The organism is Paenibacillus sp. J31P190 (genome assembly GCF_059692075.1).
Genome location: NZ_JCAUAS010000014.1, coordinates 152,944 through 170,540, shown reverse-complemented (window position 1 = coordinate 170,540; position 17,597 = coordinate 152,944). Strand labels below are relative to the sequence as shown.

Sequence of the window (17,597 nt, the reverse complement as noted above, 5' to 3'; positions counted from 1 at the left end):
ATGTGGGGTTCCAACCGCTGTTGAAGTCGTGTTTTTTTAATTTATTATGCGGTATAAACACGACTTCAAAGGCGGCCAACCGCAAAGCGCCTTTCCACCCTCACACCCACCCCTATTCTGTTCTACATTGTGCTTCCTTCCACGAAACGCGGGAGCAGCACTGTTTTCATCTGCAATGATGAAAATCATCGTTGCAACGTGCGACAGACACGGCAGAGACATCTGCAACGATGTAAAACATCGTTACAAGCCACACGCAGCGCGGATGCCAGCACTGTTTTCATCTGCAGCGATGAAAATCATCGTTCTAGCGCGCGACAGCCACGGCAGAGACATCTGCAACGATGTAAAACATCGTTACAAGCCACACGCAGCGCGGATATAGCCCTTATTAGAAAGGGGGGTGCCCTCAAGTTTTACCTAGAAACAAATACTTTCTATTATGTAGAAAAAAAACCAGCTTAGGACGCTGGTTCTTCTTGTTTTCGCTCATTATGATGTTCTCCCCAAGCACACATCACCTCTGCAACAGGGATCAAGGTTTTGCCGTATTCACTAAGTGAATACTCTACTTTTGGAGGGACGGTGGGGTATACCGTTCTTTCGATCACGCCTTCTTGTTCTAAGTCTCGAAGATGTTGCGTAAGCATTTTCTGGGAGACATTAGGGATTAGCTTTTCCAGATCGTTGTAACGCTTGCTTGATTCCATCAAATGCCATAAAATCATCGGCTTCCATTTGCCGCCTAAAACATGAATGACTGTCTCGATTGGACATTCGCGCTGATGAATCATTGGTAAATCACCCCTAACTTTTGGTAAGTGCCGTACTTTAAAGTGCGTTCTTAACAAAATATTATTACCGATATACAATAAAGTCAATCAAATAAATGGAAAAAGGAGACAGACAAATGAGTGAAACTTATTGGGGACCAAAGTCAGTAACATTTTGGTTAGTGGGTGTTGTTACGCTGTTGATGTTGTTTATAGGAGTAAGAGGTTTTATCCAGCCAGAAGCTGCGATTCGAGATTTTGGAATACCATTGCATGACAGTGCTGATAGATATCTTGTTCATATAAAAGCAGATCGTGATCTATTTATGGGTATTTTTCTACTTGCCTTGATGGTACTCCGTATGAGAAAAGCATTACTTGTTGTTATGTTTACTTCTATTTTAATGCCTATAATAGATGCAGCATTGGTACTAACGAATGCAGCAGTTAAAACACCTTCTTGGATTCATATTGTTACTGCGGTTTATGTACTTGTTGTAGGTTGGTTGTTGTATCGAGAAGAACAGCGAGCCAAAACAGCAAATAAATAGAACAGTATCATCTTTAGCAGAGTATTTACAAATTAGGGGGACATAACATGTATATTTATCTATTGTTCATTCATATTATCGCTGCCGTGACGGCTATTGGCGCAATTATCTGCTATCCCTTGATCATGAGCAGCGCCCGGACGGTCGGTCAGGCCAAGTTCGCGCTTAAGCTGTTGGAGAAGACGGCGATCCTGCCAAAATTCGGCGGTATATTGCTGCTTCTTACGGGACTTACGCTTGGCTTCCTCGAAACCTCTTTGTTCCGAGAGCTGTGGTATGTGGTCTCGATTGTCATCTTCTTCGTCATTCTGGTCATTTTGGCTGGCCTTCATCCCGCCGGCATCAAAAAGCAGCTTACGATGCTGCAGCAGACGCAGGGCGATGATCTGCCTGACGCGTACCGTCTGAGCCGCAGACGCTCCGCCTGGCTGGAAGGGATCGCGAATTTTGCAGCTTTCATCTCGATTCTGCTGATGGTGTTCAAACCGTTCTAACGGAGCGCTATCCAACTGATGTCCTTTAAACTCGTTGACATAGAATTCTGCCGAACATTGACAAAGCAAATCTAGAAAGATATGATATCTCTTGATGATTTATGAAATGAACAGGAGGTGTTTTGAATATGGCTGTTCCTCAAAGAAGAACGTCCAAAACACGTCGCGATAAGCGCCGTACTCACTTTAAACTGGTTGTGCCAGGAATGGTGAAGTGTGAACAATGTGCAGAATTAAAAATGGCACATCATGTTTGCAAAAACTGCGGTTCATATAAGGGTAGAGAGATCGTAAAAGCTCAATAATCATATGAATGGCATCTTAAATGACACTTCTATACAATTAGAGTGTCATTTTTACTGTCTAACGAGGGGAAATGTGGACATGTCAAAAATGATGCATGAGTTCAATGATATTATTCGAAAGCTTCGTAAAGATTTATTTGGCAATGGTTTGGAAGAATTCGTTGGAACCAAGATAGGGGCCACTGATCATGAAACCAATTGAGGTGAAAAGGGAAATCCTTCGTTTTGTAAATGGTCTTGCTGAGGAGATTGAGGATAGCATTGTAACGGAATATCCGGTTACAGTGAAAATTAACGGTCAGGAATTTGTTACGATGGTGTGTTCACCAGAATATATAGAAGATATGGTCATAGGATTCTTGGCTTCTGAAGGTATTATCAGGAACTACGATGATATTGAAAAAATATGGATACAGGAGAGAGAAGGATTTGTCCATGTGACAACAACAAAAATCAATCCATATTCCCGTGATTTTCAAAGTAAACGGTATATTACCTCCTGCTGCGGGATGAGTAGGCAAGGATTTGTTTTTGTAAACGATGCATTGACCGCCAAGAAGATGGAGGATATTCGTGTGAAAATTTCCATCGATGATTGTTTCCGATTAATGAATGATATGCAGCAATCAGCTGATACATTTCATCATACGGGAGGGGTCCACAATGCGGCCTTGTGTGACGCTAACGGAATTGTTTTAAGCCGGATGGACATTGGAAGACATAATGCACTGGACAAAATTTATGGATATTGTTTGAAAAATGATATTCCCATCGGCGATAAAATTATCGTTTTTAGTGGCCGTATATCCTCCGAAATCTTATTGAAAGTTGCCAAAATAGGTTGCGAAGTAATATTGTCCAAGTCTGCTCCGACAGAATTGGCCTTACAGCTAGCCGAACAACTGGGAATCACCACGATTGGTTTTATCCGTAACCAGTCGCTAAACGTGTATACGTGCCCGAAAAGAATTATTAATATTTGACATAGAAGCGAGGGCCATTCACATGGAAAATGTTGTGCTGGATAATATGCAGCGCCCTTTAAGGGATTTGCGAATATCGGTTACGGATCGCTGCAATTTTCGCTGTCGGTACTGTATGCCGGAGGAAATATTTGGTCCTGATTACTCTTTTTTACCTGACGATAAAATTTTATCGTTTGATGAAATTGAAAGATTAGCACGGATTTTCGTGTCTTTAGGTGTAAAAAAGTTGCGTATTACTGGAGGAGAGCCCTTGCTGCGCAAAGATCTCCCCACACTTATCAAGCGGCTGAACCAAATTGATGGCGTAGAGGACATTGCTTTAACCACTAACGGTTCATTACTAAAGAAATTTGCAGTTGATCTATTCAATTCCGGTTTATCCCGTGTGACAGTGAGTTTGGATTCGCTAGATGAAGAGCGTTTTGCTTATATGAACGGTAATAGAAGCAAGGTGCAAACTGTTCTTGAAGGCATGCAAGCAGCGTCTGAAGCGGGAATGAAAGTGAAAGTAAACATGGTTGTCCAAAAAGGAAAAAATGACCAGGATATCATCCCGATGGCACAATACTTCAAAGAGAAGAAGTATACCCTTCGGTTTATTGAATATATGGATGTTGGAAACTCCAACGATTGGAAATTGGATGAAGTCGTGTCCAAACAAGAGATTTTAAAGATTATTAACGAGGCTATGCCAATTGAGCCCATCCTTGCGAATTATCACGGAGAAGTGGCGACCCGCTATCGTTACGCAGATAGTGATCAGGAAGTAGGAATTATTTCGTCGGTGACAGATTCCTTCTGTTCTACCTGTACAAGAGCCCGCATTTCGGCAGAAGGAAAGCTGTATACTTGCTTGTTTGCTTCTGGAGGTTATGATCTTAAAGATCTGCTCCGCAGCGGGCAATCGGATCAGGCGGTTACCGAAATGATTCGTGCCATATGGCATAATCGTTCCGATCGTTACTCAGACGAACGATTAAGTCATACCAATCATAAGTCATCAACTCCTAAAGTGGAAATGTCGCATATCGGGGGATAAGAAAATTCTCGTCACATCATTAATCAATGCATAATTAAAGCAACGCGTCTCAAGCCGAAAGATGGCAGGAGGCGCTTTTTGTTTAATATGAAATTCGGATTGGGTTGTCCTTCTAACTTCTTTTTTTATTTTCTATTTACATGTTACAATGTATTAGTGTACTATTGAATTAATGCACTGGTTCAATTGGTTATGTACAATAAGAAGGAGAGATCAGGATGAGAGCGTGGGTAGCTTTATTTAAAAAAGATTTTAAATTAACAAGAACCGTATTTTTCGTAGGACTTGTAATTAATTTATTGATTGTCATGTTGACGTTATATACGGGTATGAAAGCAGATCATACATTACTTAGTTTCTTACCTATAGTAGTTGCTGTAGTTTTTCATGTTTTATATGTTCCGATTATTATATTTATCAGTTTGAAAACAGAGGCAAATCAGCTGCACCTCTGGCTGCATAATCCTGGGCCGGTTTCTACATTGTTAATTAGTAAGTTAGTGAACGGCCTAGTGATGATCGTTATTTCACTATTGATGTTATATGTGATGACTGGATTGCTAATCGTACCCAAATTCAATTTAATTGAAGCGTATTGGACGGATACATGGGTATCGGGAATATTAATATTTTTTCATATTATAATGATCTCTATCAGTATTGGCGTTTGGGTGTTTTTTGTTTGGTCGCTATACCACTTCCTTAAATTTGCAATCGGGCGTTGGAGCTGGTTAGTCATTATTGGAGCAGTCATCATACCTATTTGGATGACTACCCTATTCGAATCCACTAAGCTGTATAGTTTCCTAATAAAATGGGGGAGTATAACCTATGATTTTCCTTCTTTTTCCATGCAGCCTATACAAACATATGCAGGAGAGTATTTGTATAACTTCATTATTATCATTGGATTATTCTTTCTTAGCGCGTGGATCGTTGACAACAAAGTTGAGGTGTAGGAATGGATGAATTTAATGCTTCAAAACCCATATATCTGCAATTAGCGGATCGAATTAATCGACAAATTGTAAGCAAAGAATTGAAAGCAGGTGAAAAGCTTCCTTCAATCCGAGAAATGGGGATCAAATACAATGTTAATCCAAATACAATTCAGCGGACTTACAGTGAGTTGGAGCGAGAGGGTATTCTGGAAACGAAAAGAGGTCAAGGTACGTTTGTGACGGAACAGGAGGAACGCTTGGTTCAACAACGTGAAAATTTAAAAAATGAACAGATCCTAACATTTGTCCAGGTCATGCAGGAAATGGGATTCAGCTCTTATGAAATCATATCAGGGCTACAGGATCATTTAAGCAAATTTGATAAAGGAGATGAGTAAGTTGATTCAATTAACTAATGTTTCAAAAAAATATGTTAAACAGCCCGTACTCCATAACATTTCATTCACTTTGCCCATAGGTAAAATCATTGGCATTGTGGGTGAGAATGGCAGTGGGAAGTCAACCGTATTGAGACTTATTTCCGGACTGTCGCTACCTTCGAGTGGGAGGGTAACCGTAAATGGAGAGACTGCCAATCGAAGAATCAGCAAAACGGTTTCTTATTTATCGGAACTTGGTTCTTTTTATACGATATTCACAGTACGTGAAGCGATGGATTTTCAGGCTTCACAATATACAGACTTTAACATGGCTAAAGCGGAAGAAATCATGAAGTTTTTGCAGCTGGAGCCTCATATGAAAATTAAAAATCTCTCGAAAGGAAATCGCGGTCGATTAAAAATCATGCTGACTTTGGCCAGAGAAGTTCCCTACATTCTAATGGATGAACCAATGTCTGGACTTGACCCCATGGTGCGGGAATCTATCGTTAAAGGAATGATTTCTTATGTTGACTTGGAATCTCAGACATTAATCATGACAAGCCATGAGATTGCGGAAATTGAATCATTACTGGACTGCTTCATTGCGATCAAAAACGGATCATTACTTAGAATGGCTGATGTGGCTGAATTACATGAATCAGAGGGTCTTGGTATCACAGACTGGATGAAGAAGAATTATGTCTAATTTCGGGAATACATCACATTCGAAAGAAAGAAAGGAGCTAACTGAATGAACGAGATCTCGTTGATTCGACTTTATTTGCTGAGGGCGTTGTACCTTCTTATTATCGTGGGGCTCGGTATCGTGGTATGGCCTGGAGTCATCCACCACGAGAAGCCTTGGGAACTTATGGAAGGAGTGGTCCAGTGTATGCTTGCCGCCTTCTCGGCTCTGTCAGTTCTGGGGTTGCTCTATCCGCTGCAGATGCTGCCTTTACTTCTGTGGGAATTGACGTGGAAGTCGATCTGGCTGATTATCGTTGCGCTCCCACTGTGGTACTCCGGTCAAATGGATGAGTCAACCTGGTCGACGGCCTCATCCTGCTTGATTGTCGTGATATTTCCTTTCGTCATCCCTTGGCGCTTTGTGTTTACACACTACGTGAAGAAGCGCGGAGATCGGTGGCACTGAGGGAAGATAGACAGCGCAGCCCACGGCCGAATCTAATCAGCCGAAGAAACGTGGTCATAACTATAAGGCAATAATTTCAAAAAAGGAGATAAACAAATGAATACTAATAAAAAGAGCGCATTAATTGTGGGAGTACTGTTTATACTTGCAGCGGTTACGGCGGTAATAGGTCTTATTTTATACGATCCTATCCTAAATGGTCCGGATTACCTGATAAAAGGTTCCGAACATGGCAACCAGGTGGTACTGGGAGCGCTTATGGAGTTAATGCTTGTCGTTTCAGCGATTGGTACTGCAACTACAATGTTTCCAATTTTAAGAAAATATAACGAAACTATTGCTCTTTGGCATGTTTGCTTCAGGTTTCTTGAAGCCATTATTATAACTGTTGGTATAATCAGCGTCCTGTCCCTGTTGACCTTAAGCCGGGAACTCGCAGCATCATCGGCTCCGGATATCGCCTCTTTTCAAGCTTCAGGTATCGTATTAAAAGCCATACATGACTGGACCTTTCTGCTTGGGCCTCTTTTCATGCTGGGCATCAACACAATGATGTACAGTTATATATTTTATAAATCCAAACTTGTACCCAGGTTTATACCTATTTTGGGTATGACAGGGGCAACACTTGTTTTTAGTTGTGCCTTGTTAGTCATGTTCGGTGTCATTCAACAAATTTCTTTTTGGGGTGCTATGTTGGCGCTGCCAGTAGCTGCAAATGAAATGATTCTAGCTGTATGGCTCATAGTTAAAGGATTCAATTTATCTGCACCTTCTTCCTAGTCTGTAAAAATTCAGATTTTCTCTTCCTGTGGCATACGTCCAAGCAAGAACCTTGTACCGAACATATACTTATACCGTAGTGATAAATCACTGAAGGGGATGAGTAAACATGGGAGCAGTAGGTTATGGTGCAGGTTGTGGTGAAGGTTATGGTATGGGTCGTAACGTAGCATTTATTTTGGTTCTTTTTATTCTTTTAGTCATCATCACATCAGCTTTTGTATGGTAATTCCTTAATCCAACACAAAGAATAACCAGAAAAACGGCCCTATCGCAAAATAGTGAACAGGGGCCGTTTTTTCTTTTTATTTTGACTCTCAAATTTCTGCCCAAGTTATTATGATTCGTTGGCACTTTCCTCCGCGTTTGCCTCCCCATGGCATACGTCCAATCAAGCAATATGTACCGAGCGTATATATATAACGTAGTTAAAAATCACCTGAGGGGAATGAATAAAACATGAGCGGAGTAGGGTATGGTTATGGTCAAAACGTAGCATTTATCTTGGTTCTTTTTATTCTTTTGGTAATCATCACAGCAGCTTTTGCAATTTAATTCAACAGCACATCTAGAAAACAAAGACGGCCCTATCGCATAAAAGCGATCACGGGCCGTTTTTTCTCGTTGTTGTATTGTACTCCACAATAAGGACCTAATTATATTCTTCAAGGCGAATGACTTGTCCAGCCTTCATTAGCAATAATTGACGGTTTCATGCAACTTTTTAAATTTGAGAACGTAAAAACTGAAATTGATTTGGAAAGCATGAAGAAGGAGGACCTTACATGCTTTATAGAAAGATAGTCATCTGGTCTGCTTTAATCATTTTTGCATTTTTCTTGACGATACTTTCATTAGCAAAGGAGTACCCTTACTCTATACCAAGAGCAATACTTGCCATTGAAACTGGCCATGCTCGTTTAGTACCCCTTACATCAGATGCCAGTAAATTGATTGGGAGGCGAGGACCATCCGAACAACAACTTACTGCATATCTGGCTCAGCGGGGTTGGAGGCACAAGGAAACACTTGGCGTACAGATCATCTACGAAAAGGACAATGTTACTTTGAATGTCTATTCTCATTTCCGGAAAGGCTTCTGGTGGTACGTTCTCGACAGATCTCCATAATCAGAAAAAAACTAACGGGGGTTCAATAATATCGCGAATATAACAAGATGGAATCTTATCCCGATTTCTCATTCATACTTGGAGAAATCGGGATTTTTCGCCGTCAAGAGGTGTATATCAAAGTAAACACTGGTATATAGAAGGATCGTGATTCTTTTCTTATACTTAAACTATCAAAGGAAGTTGAAACGCGTACAACATCCTGAGTAACAGGTTGAGTCAAATGGGAGGGGTCATATGAAAAGGAAACTGAGAGGGAAAGACGTTCTCACAACTGCTTTGATTACAAGCCTTATCGCCGCAACGGCGTGCAGCAGCAAAACGGAGAATAGCCCGCAACCGTCTGCATCGTCGACAGCATCTGCAACCGCAGCACAAACACCGGAATCGAAAAAAGTGCTTGAAGTATCCACGATCAGAGAAGGCGATCCGTATTTGAAATTCGATGCAGGTGAAAGCTTCGATAACAATTCCGTATACGAAGCCTACGAGAAAGACATCGGAGTCAAAATCACGAATCAATGGGTTGCCGCCGATGCCAACCAGTACAAGGAAAAGCTAAAAATAGCCATCGCATCCAACGATATTCCCGACCTCATGCTGGTCGATGCTACTCAGCTTCAGCAGTTGATCGAAGCGGATATGATTATGGATCTCACCGCCGTTTACGATAAGGCAGCTACGCCTGAAACCAAAAAGTTCATGAAAATGGATGGCGGTATCCAAATGAAATCGGCTACGTTTGGTAGTAAGCTGATGGCCATTCCGAGAACGTCGAATCCGTTCTATGCGCAGTTTCTATATGTGCGCACCGATTGGCTCAAAAAGCTGAGTTTGCCGGAGCCGAAGACGATGCAGGATCTCATGACCATCGCAGAGGCGTTTAAGACGAAGGATCCAGGCGGCAGCGGAAGATCCTACGGTCTCGCGATGAACAAAGATCTGAAAGAAGACGGAGCAACCGGTATTATCGGTTTCTTGAACGGCTACCATGCTTATTCGGAGCAATGGATCGATGACGGTACAGGCAAACTCGTTATGGGCTACGTGCAGCCGCAAATGAAAGATGCGCTTAAAGCGCTGCAGGATATGTTCAAAAAAGGGCTGATCGACCCAGAATTTGCCGTGAAGGACGTGCAAAAGGAATCGGAGCTCATTTTCGGCAACAGCATTGGCCTTCTATATGGCGCCGAATGGGTGCCTGCGCACCTCGCGACCGGTGCGATCAAAGACGGCAAACAAGTACAGGAATGGGGCGTTTATCCGATTCCTTCTGCGGACAACCAACCGGCCAAGGCACAAATCGGTATCGGCGCCGATAAATATTACGTTGTATCCAAGAAAGCGAAAAATCCGGAAGCCGTCATCAAGCTGCTGAATCAATGGATCGCAGTTGATAACAACCAGACGGAAGAAAACAAAGTTTACGAGTATGGCAAGGACCGCGTCGAAAAGAAAAATAACTACTGGTTGCTTAATCCCCTGAGGGTTGGAAGCCAAACCAACGATAACGGCGAAGTGCTGCCGAAGGCGATTGCGGGTAAGGACGCGAGTCTGCCGAAAACAAAGGATCAGAAAAATCGATTCGAGCGGGCCATGAAGTACGTGAATGGCGATACCAGCATGTGGTGGGAATATTGGATTTCCGGTCCCAAAGGTTCCTACTCTTTAATTCCGGATATGAAAAAGAACAACCAGTTCGAACAAACGAAGTTTTTCGGAGCTCCGACGCCTACGATGGTTGAGAAGAATGCCATCCTCGAAAAGAAGCGAGACGAAGTGTTTTTCAAAATCATTATGAACCAGGTACCCGTTGACGAGTTCGATAAATTTGTCGCCGATTGGAAGAAGCTTGGCGGAGACCAAATCACCAAAGAAGTGAATGAGTGGTATGCGAAGAACAAATAGTTCTTCTCTGGGGGAGGGATCAGGTACGATCCCTCTTTCTATTCAACCTTGACGAGGTAATATAAGCAGGTGGTGGTGCATGATGAACTCGATCTCTCGCATATGGAAACGTGAATGGCCGCTTCATTTGATGCTGATTCCGGGACTGATATTTGTCATCGTATTCAGCTACATCCCGATGGCGGGCATTATGATGGCATTTCAAAAATATATTCCGACCAAAGGTCTGTTCGGTTCTCCGTTCGTCGGGCTGAAAAACTTTCAATATATGTTCGTCTATCCCGACATCGGACGCGTTTTTTTCAATACGATCTATATTGCACTCATGAAAATCACGGCAGGCTTATTCGTACCGATTACGATTGCAATACTGCTAAATGAACTGAGCAGGCAGTGGATCAAACGAACGTTCCAAACGCTCGTTTACTTGCCGCACTTCATGTCTTGGGTGCTGCTGAGCGGTATATTAATCGATGTACTTTCCCCGACAACCGGGGTTATCAATCAAGTTCTTAGTTTGCTTGGGATCGACCCGATCTACTTTCTGGGTAATAATCGTTGGTTCCCTTATGTCATGGTCGTTTCTGACGTTTGGAAGGAGTTCGGGTACGGTACGATCGTATATTTGGCAGCATTAACCAGCATTAACCCGTCCCTTTATGAAGCTGCGGAGATTGATGGCGCAGGACGCTGGAAGCAGACGCTGAACATTACGATTCCAGGCATGATGCCGATTATTGTGCTGATGTTTACGCTAAACATCGGCAACGTTCTCAATGCCGGCTTCGATCAAATATTCAACTTATACAGCCCGCAAGTTTACGAAAGCGCCGATATTATCGATACGTTCGTGTATCGAATGGGCGTCGAGCAATCCCAGTTCGGATTCGCCACGGCGGTGGGCCTGCTGAAATCGATCGTTTCGTTTATTTTCATCTCGGTTTCCTATTTCCTCGCATACCGTTTCGCGAATTATCGCATTTTTTGAGTAGAGTTATGAGGAAGAAAGGGGAACAACATGGGTTACAAAATGTCACTCGGTCGTCAGCTTTTCTTGAGCACTAACGTCATTTTTTTGGCGGCTATCTCATTTGCTTGCCTGATGCCCATTATTCATATATTGGCCTTATCGTTCAGCTCCGGGACAGCGGCATCAGCCGGTAAGGTCATGCTGTGGCCTGTCGACTTTACAACAGCAGCGTACGATAACGTATTCGGTAAGCCAGAATATTTACGCGCTTTCCGGGTTTCCTTCCAACGTCTTATTCTCGGAACGTCCATCAGCATGTTTCTGACGATCCTGACCGCCTATCCGTTATCGAAGGAAACGAGGCAGTTTCGGTTGAGGACATTTTACGTATGGTTATTCGTGTTCACGATTTTATTCAGCGGCGGTCTCATTCCATGGTATTTGACGGTGAAGTCGCTAGGCTTGATCGATACAATATGGGCGCTTGTGCTGCCAGGTGCGCTGCAGGTTTTCAACGTTATATTACTGCTTAACTTTTACCGAAACCTGCCCAAAGAACTGGAAGAATCGGCACGGATCGACGGTGCAGGACATTTTGCGACGCTTTGGAAAATCTATGTGCCTTTAGCTCTTCCAGCACTCGCGACGACCGGCTTATTTACGATGGTTAATCACTGGAACAGTTGGTTCGACGGCATGATTCTGATGAACCATCCCGATAAATATCCGCTGCAAACGTTCCTGCAAACGATTATTATTAAACTCGATTTCCGCTTCATCAAGTCGGAGGATGCGGAGCTGATCAGCAAATTGTCCGACCGGACCAGCAAGGCAGCGCAAATATTCGTTGCAGCTTTTCCCATATTGATCGTTTACCCATTCCTGCAGCGTTTTTTCATTAAAGGAATTGTGATGGGGAGTGTCAAAGAATAAACATTCAGGATTCTCTACCAAAACTTAGCAGGTGAACGAATGATGAAGCGCTTTTTCCGACTGAGGGATTCTTCCATATTTAAAAAAATGTTGGCCGCCTTTATGGTGGTGCTTCTACCGCTTATGGCCATTACATGGCTGATCAATGAGAAAGGCGCGGAAAGCATCCGTAAGGAAATATCTCAGTCGACTCTTAATACGACGGGGTATTACCTGGACTCGCTTGAAAAGGAGGCGGACCGGATCGTGAGATATTTGCCCAAATACGTGACGGACGACGACTTGATCGAATTAGCCGCTACCGGCAATGAATTGACTCACTACGAACGGGCGAAGAAAATATTGGATATTCAGAAGCGGCTTGTGTTGATGAAGGACTCCAGCCCGTTTATTCAGGAAGCGAAAGCGTACGTTCCTTCCATCGATCGAACGCTGTTGAGCATCACATACGACACGTCGATCGACAGGCAGGAATATGCGGCGATGCAGCCGAAAAACAGATCCTACGAAGAACCGTTCATTTATTGGAACGATCGGCTGTTCATCTCCATGCAGTACCCGGCAAATACGCGTCGAGAGCCGCTTTTCGTTGTCGGAGTCGAGTTGTCCGCTACTAAAATCAAAGAATCGCTGGCTCAAATCGGAAGCTCACTTCATGGCAGAAGCATCCTGCTGAGCGTGGACCGAGGCTGGCATATCCAGAGCGACGACGATCCGGCGCTGCTGGAGACGGTCAAGGCTTTTATCAAGAATAAAAAGGCAGAAGGTAAGAAGGAAGGCTATGAAACGGTCCGATACGGGGGAAAGAGCTATTTGTCGGTGTTTAAGTACTCTCCGCTCTGGAACTCTTATTCGATAAGCTTGATTCCCGAAGCGAATGTGCTGGGACCGATTCAAACCTACCGCGTATGGTTTTGGTGGGCTTGTGCGCTCGCCGTTGTTGTCGGCTTATTTTTCTCATACTTTCTGTTCAGGCTCATTTATAAACCGCTCATGCGGCTTGTTCATTCGTTCCGCCACGTCCAGCAAAACCGGCTGATGCCAATCACCATCGACCGTGGACATGACGAGTTCGGGTATTTGTACCAGGCCTTTAATGACACGATTCGGTCGCTCCGAACATTGATCGAAGAAAACTACGAGCAGCAGATCCGCAATCAACGGTCGGAGCTGAAGCGGCTGCAATCGCAAATCAACCCGCACTTCTTATACAACTGCTTCTTTGTCCTTTGTCGGTTGATTAAATCTGAGCGCCAGAAGGAAAAAGCGTACCAGTTTTGCTTGTACATCGGCGAATATTTTCATTTCATAACGAGGGATGGCGAGGACGAAATCCCGCTAACACTAGAAGTAAAGCATTCCCGCACGTATGTAGACATGCAGACAGTATGCTACGGGGATCGCATCCAAGTGAGGTTTGACAGTGATGTACCTGAGCTCTTCGTTCCTCGCCTAGTGCTGCAGCCAATAATCGAGAACGCTTACAAGCATGCGCTGGGCAACATGCGAACCGATGGTGAACTTTGGGTACACAGCGAAAAGAACGAAGACAGCCTCTCTTTCTATGTCGAGGATAACGGAAGCGCCGTAACGGATGAAGAGATCGATAGGCTGAACACCCGTTTGCAGCTGTCTGAAGGCCGTCTCGAAGAGACGACGGGACTCGTCAACGTTCATCGCAGAATCCAGCTTCGTTACGGTGCCGAATATGGCATCACGATGGCGCGTTCCGCGCTAGGCGGCTTGAAAGTGAGGATTCATTTCGGCAGCAGTTAAGCCGCTTAACTTCCAGAAACTTGAGGAGGGGAATGTATGTACCGATTGCTTATCGTCGACGATCTTCCAATCATCGTTGACGGTCTGATTGAGCTTTTTGAACAAACGGGTGGTCTGGACCTCGACATCCTGAAAGCTTATTCCGGTGAGGAGGCGTTGGAGGTACTTCAAAACAACCGGGTCGATATCGTCATTTCCGACATTAAAATGCCCGGTCTTGAAGGGATCGAGCTGCTGCAGGAAATTAAAGCCCAGTGGCCGGCTTGTAAAGTTATTTTTCTAACTGGGTATAACGATTTTCATTATGTGCAGAACGCCGTCAAATACGGCAGCTTCGAATATATATTGAAGATTGAAAGCGATGAGAAAATCATCCGTTCTGTTGAACGGGCGATCGAGAAGTTCGAAGAGGAATACGATCAACTGCAAATGTTTGAAAGAGCGAATAACCGGATGCGGCTGGCGCTGCCATCGTTGCAGAAAGATTACATTTCTGGACTTCTTCAGGGCAAATCTGTAACGAGCAGCCAATTGGAGAACCATTTTAAAGATATCGATATGCCATTACGGGCAGACTTGCCGATTTTTTTGCTGCTTGGACGGGTTGATGGCTGGAAAGACATGATAACGGCTCCGGATAAAGCGCTGCTTATTTACGCCGTGCAAAATGTTACCGAGGAGTTTTTATCGCCATACGTTCGCAGTTATTCCTATGTGTACGACCAATCCAAAATCGTATGGTTCATCCAACCGTTAGGCGTGAACGATGCATCTACGCCACAGGTTTCATCCGATTTGCTGTGGAAACAAACATCCACGTATGTAAGCGGCATGCTCGAGAAGATTCAACGGACGTGCAAGAAGCTGCTGCAGCTGCCAGTGTCTTTTATACTAAGCAGCGAGCATACGACTTGGAGTGGTGTTTTCGAAAAGTTTCATAGCTTGAAATATGGATTCGTATACGGAATGGGATTGTCCAACGAGGTTATTTTGAGCGATTCCGACATCAGGCGGGCGGAGGACGGCAGGGTAGGGGATAAGCAGAACGATTTTTTCCATTATTCCCGCGTACAGCTTCTTACTAAGTCATTGGAGAACTGCCACCGTGAAGAATTTTACAAACTTTATCTGGAATTGACGGGGATCTGGGGTGAGGAAAACTGCCCGTACGAAAGGCAAAAGGAGCTCTATCACTCCATGGCCGCCGTATTTCTCGCATACATCAATAAAAGCTCAGAGATGCGTGCATATTTGAACGCGGTTCATGATTTAGCTCCGCTATTCCAGTACGGCGAAGAAGACTCCTGGCTTTCCTTAAGGCAATATTTTATGCAAACGGCTGATTGTCTGTTTGACTGGAACGCAGCCCAAGGTGCGAAGCTTCCGGCAGAAGTTGTGCAAAAGGCGCATAGATACATCGAAACCCACATTTCCACGGATATTTCCCTTAATGCGATCGCGGATTATGTTGGACTGAATCCGTCGTATTTCTCTAGACTGTATAAGCAAATGACCGGTATCGGGTTATCTGACTACATCATCGATTACCGGAATTTGAAAGCGAAGGAGCTGCTCATTGACAGCACTATGAAAGTGAACGAAATCGCCGCCGCACTCGGCTACAACTCTGCTCTAGCCTTCATCCGTTTCTTCAAGAAACAGAACGAAACGACACCTCAAGAATTCAGAATGCTGCGGTTGAAATTATAGGAACATTCGGTTGAAGTCACATATGAAGGCTGTTGAAGCACCGCTCATCAGTCTTCTTTGTTATCTCAAATTTTGTCAGTAAGGAGAGTAATAGGATGCGAAAATTAATTATTGAAAGAGGGATCGTTGTTTCTTGTCAAGCCTATTTGGGTGAGCCCTTGTATGGTCCGCATTATATGGCCGAAATGGCCAAAGGGGCTGAATTAGGCGGAGCGATTGGAATTCGCGCGAATGGAGCTGCCGATATATTTGTCATGAAACAATCGATTCAAGTGCCGATTATCGGGCTGAATAAAAGGAAAATGGAAGGCAGCGATGTGTATATTACGCCGACACTTGAGGACGCCTTGGCTGTATATGCCGTTGGGGCTGATATCGTTGCCATTGACGGAACGAATCGGATGCGCCCTGACGGAAGAACGTTAGCACAAACGGTTCAGGAGCTAAAACGGATCAAAATCCCGATTATGGCCGATATTTCGAATGAAGAAGAAGGTCTATTCGCCGCTGAATTAGGGGTGGATTATATTTCGACAACCCTTTCGGGTTATACGTCATACAGTTCGCAGTCCAGCAACCCCGATATCGAATTGGTCGCTCGATTGGTAAGCCAGGTTCGTGTTCCTGTTGTTGCAGAAGGAAAATATTTTACAACGCAGGAAGTCAATCGCGCTTTGGAAGCAGGTGCACAATTTGTAGTTATCGGAAGCGCGATAACGCGCCCCCAGCAAATTACCGAGAGATTTGTTCAAGCGATTTCCAGTCAAATAAAATCGGACAACGAAAGGTTGTAAAGCAGATGAATGCGATTGGTATCGATATCGGCGGAACTACGATTAAAGGAATCGTCATCAACGACCAAGGTCAAATATGGAAGCAAGTCAAGATTGCGACTAGCGCTGAGCTGGGAAGAGAGCATATTCTAAGCAACATAAGAATAGTGATTTCGGATCTTCTTGCTTCGCAAAAAGATGTGGCCGGCATCGGCATTGGCACGGCAGGGAGAGTCAATACGGATACCGGAGACATCGTATACGCGACAAATAATTTGCCGGGCTGGCAGGAGACGAATATGAAACTGTTGTTTGAGTCTGAATATGGCCACTCTGTCGTCATTGATAACGATGCGAATACGGCATTGATAGGTGAAGCATGGCTTGGTGCTGGCAAACCATATCGCGATTTGACAATGTTAACGCTAGGCACCGGGGTTGGAGGCGCCAATATGGTGAACGGAGAAATCTTCCGTGGGTCGCTATGGAATGGCGGCGAATGGGGCCATGTAGTTCTGGTACCGCGAGGGCGTCTTTGCAATTGCGGACAATATGGATGTATGGAACAGTATGTGTCCGGTACTTCTTTTGTAGCAGCTGCGCGAGAGGTCACCCAATTTCCATATAAGACTGGCTTTGAGGTACTGCAAGATTTTATAAAAGGGCAACCGCAACTCAAAGGCATAGTCGATCGTTTTTTGGACGATTTGGTGATTGTTATCTATAACATTCATCTTAGCCTAAATCCGCAAGCGATAATAATCGGTGGCGGACTTGTTGATTCCCGGGAATACTGGTGGGGATTGCTCACGACCAAGGTCAAGCAGTTACAGCTCGGCATCGAGGTGAAATCGGCGGAACTTGGTAATCTGGCGGGTGCGATAGGTGCCGCCAAACGGGTGTTTGGCGGTTAGAACGTGTTGCACCCTATATGGACGGGACATTTGCATAAGAAAACACAAGAAATCGCAAATATTGCGAAGATTTAC

Annotated in this window: 21 protein-coding genes and 1 pseudogene; 21 read left to right on the top strand and 1 reads right to left on the bottom strand. The window is 44.1% G+C overall.

The genetic code is table 11. The features are described from left to right. Positions 1 to 461: 461 nt before the first annotated feature. Positions 462 to 794, bottom strand: a complete 333-nt coding sequence (locus AC58U0_RS23170) for a winged helix-turn-helix transcriptional regulator (RefSeq protein ID WP_057302248.1) — start codon at positions 792 to 794, stop codon at positions 462 to 464. A gap of 116 nt (positions 795 to 910) precedes the next feature. On the opposite strand from AC58U0_RS23170, the gene AC58U0_RS23165 reads away from it, so the two are divergent. From AC58U0_RS23165 to AC58U0_RS23065, 21 genes and pseudogenes are all read left to right on the top strand, one after another. Continuing rightward, positions 911 to 1,324, top strand: coding sequence for a DUF4267 domain-containing protein (locus AC58U0_RS23165; RefSeq protein WP_497381310.1), 414 nt, complete (start codon positions 911 to 913; stop codon positions 1,322 to 1,324). A 47-nt stretch (positions 1,325 to 1,371) separates the two neighbouring features. Then, positions 1,372 to 1,818 (top strand): DUF2269 family protein, encoded by a 447-nt coding sequence (locus AC58U0_RS23160; protein WP_497381309.1) that lies wholly within the window; start codon positions 1,372 to 1,374, stop codon positions 1,816 to 1,818. A 128-nt stretch (positions 1,819 to 1,946) separates the two neighbouring features. Next, entirely contained in the window at positions 1,947 to 2,123 is a 177-nt protein-coding gene (gene rpmF / locus AC58U0_RS23155) for a 50S ribosomal protein L32 (RefSeq protein ID WP_056837598.1), read from the top strand. Positions 2,124 to 2,202: 79 nt separating this feature from the next. Next, positions 2,203 to 2,277 (top strand): annotated as a pseudogene (locus tag AC58U0_RS23150) (Na-translocating system protein MpsC family protein); the annotation flags it as partial. A 34-nt stretch (positions 2,278 to 2,311) separates the two neighbouring features. Then, positions 2,312 to 3,106: a formate dehydrogenase accessory sulfurtransferase FdhD gene (gene fdhD, locus AC58U0_RS23145; RefSeq protein WP_497381308.1), complete on the top strand. Its 795-nt coding sequence runs from the start codon at positions 2,312 to 2,314 to the stop codon at positions 3,104 to 3,106. A gap of 22 nt (positions 3,107 to 3,128) precedes the next feature. Beyond that, complete coding sequence (gene moaA, locus AC58U0_RS23140; RefSeq protein ID WP_497381307.1) at positions 3,129 to 4,148, top strand: GTP 3',8-cyclase MoaA; 1,020 nt, start codon at positions 3,129 to 3,131, stop codon at positions 4,146 to 4,148. A gap of 218 nt (positions 4,149 to 4,366) precedes the next feature. Next, a complete protein-coding gene (locus AC58U0_RS23135) occupies positions 4,367 to 5,107 on the top strand; it encodes a hypothetical protein (RefSeq protein WP_497381306.1) in 741 nt (246 codons plus the stop codon). 2 nt (positions 5,108 to 5,109) lie between these two features. Further along, positions 5,110 to 5,487 carry a GntR family transcriptional regulator gene (locus AC58U0_RS23130; protein WP_060646394.1) on the top strand — a complete coding sequence of 126 codons (378 nt, stop codon included), beginning with the start codon at positions 5,110 to 5,112 and terminating at the stop codon, positions 5,485 to 5,487. A 1-nt stretch (position 5,488) separates the two neighbouring features. Then, positions 5,489 to 6,178, top strand: coding sequence for an ABC transporter ATP-binding protein (locus AC58U0_RS23125; RefSeq protein ID WP_497381305.1), 690 nt, complete (start codon positions 5,489 to 5,491; stop codon positions 6,176 to 6,178). A gap of 45 nt (positions 6,179 to 6,223) precedes the next feature. Further along, positions 6,224 to 6,625, top strand: coding sequence for a hypothetical protein (locus AC58U0_RS23120; RefSeq protein ID WP_497381304.1), 402 nt, complete (start codon positions 6,224 to 6,226; stop codon positions 6,623 to 6,625). Positions 6,626 to 6,721: 96 nt separating this feature from the next. Next, the gene (locus AC58U0_RS23115; protein WP_497381303.1) at positions 6,722 to 7,408 is read left to right on the top strand and encodes a DUF4386 domain-containing protein; all 687 of its coding nucleotides are present in this window, start codon (positions 6,722 to 6,724) and stop codon (positions 7,406 to 7,408) included. Between the two features lie 109 nt (positions 7,409 to 7,517). After that, positions 7,518 to 7,637 carry a YjcZ family sporulation protein gene (locus AC58U0_RS23110; RefSeq protein WP_497381302.1) on the top strand — a complete coding sequence of 40 codons (120 nt, stop codon included), beginning with the start codon at positions 7,518 to 7,520 and terminating at the stop codon, positions 7,635 to 7,637. A 230-nt stretch (positions 7,638 to 7,867) separates the two neighbouring features. Continuing rightward, complete coding sequence (locus AC58U0_RS23105; protein WP_497381301.1) at positions 7,868 to 7,963, top strand: YjcZ family sporulation protein; 96 nt, start codon at positions 7,868 to 7,870, stop codon at positions 7,961 to 7,963. A gap of 230 nt (positions 7,964 to 8,193) precedes the next feature. After that, a complete protein-coding gene (locus tag AC58U0_RS23100; protein ID WP_497381300.1) occupies positions 8,194 to 8,538 on the top strand; it encodes a hypothetical protein in 345 nt (114 codons plus the stop codon). Between the two features lie 237 nt (positions 8,539 to 8,775). Then, entirely contained in the window at positions 8,776 to 10,446 is a 1,671-nt protein-coding gene (locus tag AC58U0_RS23095; protein WP_497381299.1) for an extracellular solute-binding protein, read from the top strand. An 82-nt stretch (positions 10,447 to 10,528) separates the two neighbouring features. Then, entirely contained in the window at positions 10,529 to 11,434 is a 906-nt protein-coding gene (locus AC58U0_RS23090; RefSeq protein WP_497381334.1) for an ABC transporter permease, read from the top strand. Positions 11,435 to 11,464: 30 nt separating this feature from the next. Next, on the top strand, positions 11,465 to 12,349 hold the full coding sequence (locus AC58U0_RS23085) for a carbohydrate ABC transporter permease (protein ID WP_497381298.1): 885 nt from the start codon (positions 11,465 to 11,467) through the stop codon (positions 12,347 to 12,349). 42 nt (positions 12,350 to 12,391) lie between these two features. Beyond that, entirely contained in the window at positions 12,392 to 14,125 is a 1,734-nt protein-coding gene (locus tag AC58U0_RS23080; protein WP_497381333.1) for a sensor histidine kinase, read from the top strand. A gap of 36 nt (positions 14,126 to 14,161) precedes the next feature. Further along, the gene (locus tag AC58U0_RS23075) at positions 14,162 to 15,835 is read left to right on the top strand and encodes a response regulator transcription factor (RefSeq protein WP_497381297.1); all 1,674 of its coding nucleotides are present in this window, start codon (positions 14,162 to 14,164) and stop codon (positions 15,833 to 15,835) included. A 95-nt stretch (positions 15,836 to 15,930) separates the two neighbouring features. After that, positions 15,931 to 16,629 (top strand): N-acetylmannosamine-6-phosphate 2-epimerase, encoded by a 699-nt coding sequence (locus AC58U0_RS23070; protein ID WP_497381296.1) that lies wholly within the window; start codon positions 15,931 to 15,933, stop codon positions 16,627 to 16,629. A gap of 5 nt (positions 16,630 to 16,634) precedes the next feature. Continuing rightward, positions 16,635 to 17,522, top strand: a complete 888-nt coding sequence (locus AC58U0_RS23065) for an ROK family protein (RefSeq protein ID WP_497381295.1) — start codon at positions 16,635 to 16,637, stop codon at positions 17,520 to 17,522. Positions 17,523 to 17,597: the final 75 nt, after the last annotated feature.

What these genes read in the sequence shown, in the direction of transcription:
- AC58U0_RS23170 (WP_057302248.1), bottom strand. Translation starts at nt 794, where the DNA reads ATGATTCATCAGCGCGAATGTCCAATCGAGACAGTCATTCATGTTTTA.
- AC58U0_RS23165 (WP_497381310.1), top strand. Translation starts at nt 911, where the DNA reads ATGAGTGAAACTTATTGGGGACCAAAGTCAGTAACATTTTGGTTAGTG.
- AC58U0_RS23160 (WP_497381309.1), top strand. Translation starts at nt 1,372, where the DNA reads ATGTATATTTATCTATTGTTCATTCATATTATCGCTGCCGTGACGGCT.
- rpmF (WP_056837598.1), top strand. Translation starts at nt 1,947, where the DNA reads ATGGCTGTTCCTCAAAGAAGAACGTCCAAAACACGTCGCGATAAGCGC.
- fdhD (WP_497381308.1), top strand. Translation starts at nt 2,312, where the DNA reads ATGAAACCAATTGAGGTGAAAAGGGAAATCCTTCGTTTTGTAAATGGT.
- moaA (WP_497381307.1), top strand. Translation starts at nt 3,129, where the DNA reads ATGGAAAATGTTGTGCTGGATAATATGCAGCGCCCTTTAAGGGATTTG.
- AC58U0_RS23135 (WP_497381306.1), top strand. Translation starts at nt 4,367, where the DNA reads ATGAGAGCGTGGGTAGCTTTATTTAAAAAAGATTTTAAATTAACAAGA.
- AC58U0_RS23130 (WP_060646394.1), top strand. Translation starts at nt 5,110, where the DNA reads ATGGATGAATTTAATGCTTCAAAACCCATATATCTGCAATTAGCGGAT.
- AC58U0_RS23120 (WP_497381304.1), top strand. Translation starts at nt 6,224, where the DNA reads ATGAACGAGATCTCGTTGATTCGACTTTATTTGCTGAGGGCGTTGTAC.
- AC58U0_RS23115 (WP_497381303.1), top strand. Translation starts at nt 6,722, where the DNA reads ATGAATACTAATAAAAAGAGCGCATTAATTGTGGGAGTACTGTTTATA.
- AC58U0_RS23110 (WP_497381302.1), top strand. Translation starts at nt 7,518, where the DNA reads ATGGGAGCAGTAGGTTATGGTGCAGGTTGTGGTGAAGGTTATGGTATG.
- AC58U0_RS23105 (WP_497381301.1), top strand. Translation starts at nt 7,868, where the DNA reads ATGAGCGGAGTAGGGTATGGTTATGGTCAAAACGTAGCATTTATCTTG.
- AC58U0_RS23100 (WP_497381300.1), top strand. Translation starts at nt 8,194, where the DNA reads ATGCTTTATAGAAAGATAGTCATCTGGTCTGCTTTAATCATTTTTGCA.
- AC58U0_RS23095 (WP_497381299.1), top strand. Translation starts at nt 8,776, where the DNA reads ATGAAAAGGAAACTGAGAGGGAAAGACGTTCTCACAACTGCTTTGATT.
- AC58U0_RS23090 (WP_497381334.1), top strand. Translation starts at nt 10,529, where the DNA reads ATGAACTCGATCTCTCGCATATGGAAACGTGAATGGCCGCTTCATTTG.
- AC58U0_RS23085 (WP_497381298.1), top strand. Translation starts at nt 11,465, where the DNA reads ATGGGTTACAAAATGTCACTCGGTCGTCAGCTTTTCTTGAGCACTAAC.
- AC58U0_RS23080 (WP_497381333.1), top strand. Translation starts at nt 12,392, where the DNA reads ATGAAGCGCTTTTTCCGACTGAGGGATTCTTCCATATTTAAAAAAATG.
- AC58U0_RS23075 (WP_497381297.1), top strand. Translation starts at nt 14,162, where the DNA reads ATGTACCGATTGCTTATCGTCGACGATCTTCCAATCATCGTTGACGGT.
- AC58U0_RS23070 (WP_497381296.1), top strand. Translation starts at nt 15,931, where the DNA reads ATGCGAAAATTAATTATTGAAAGAGGGATCGTTGTTTCTTGTCAAGCC.
- AC58U0_RS23065 (WP_497381295.1), top strand. Translation starts at nt 16,635, where the DNA reads ATGAATGCGATTGGTATCGATATCGGCGGAACTACGATTAAAGGAATC.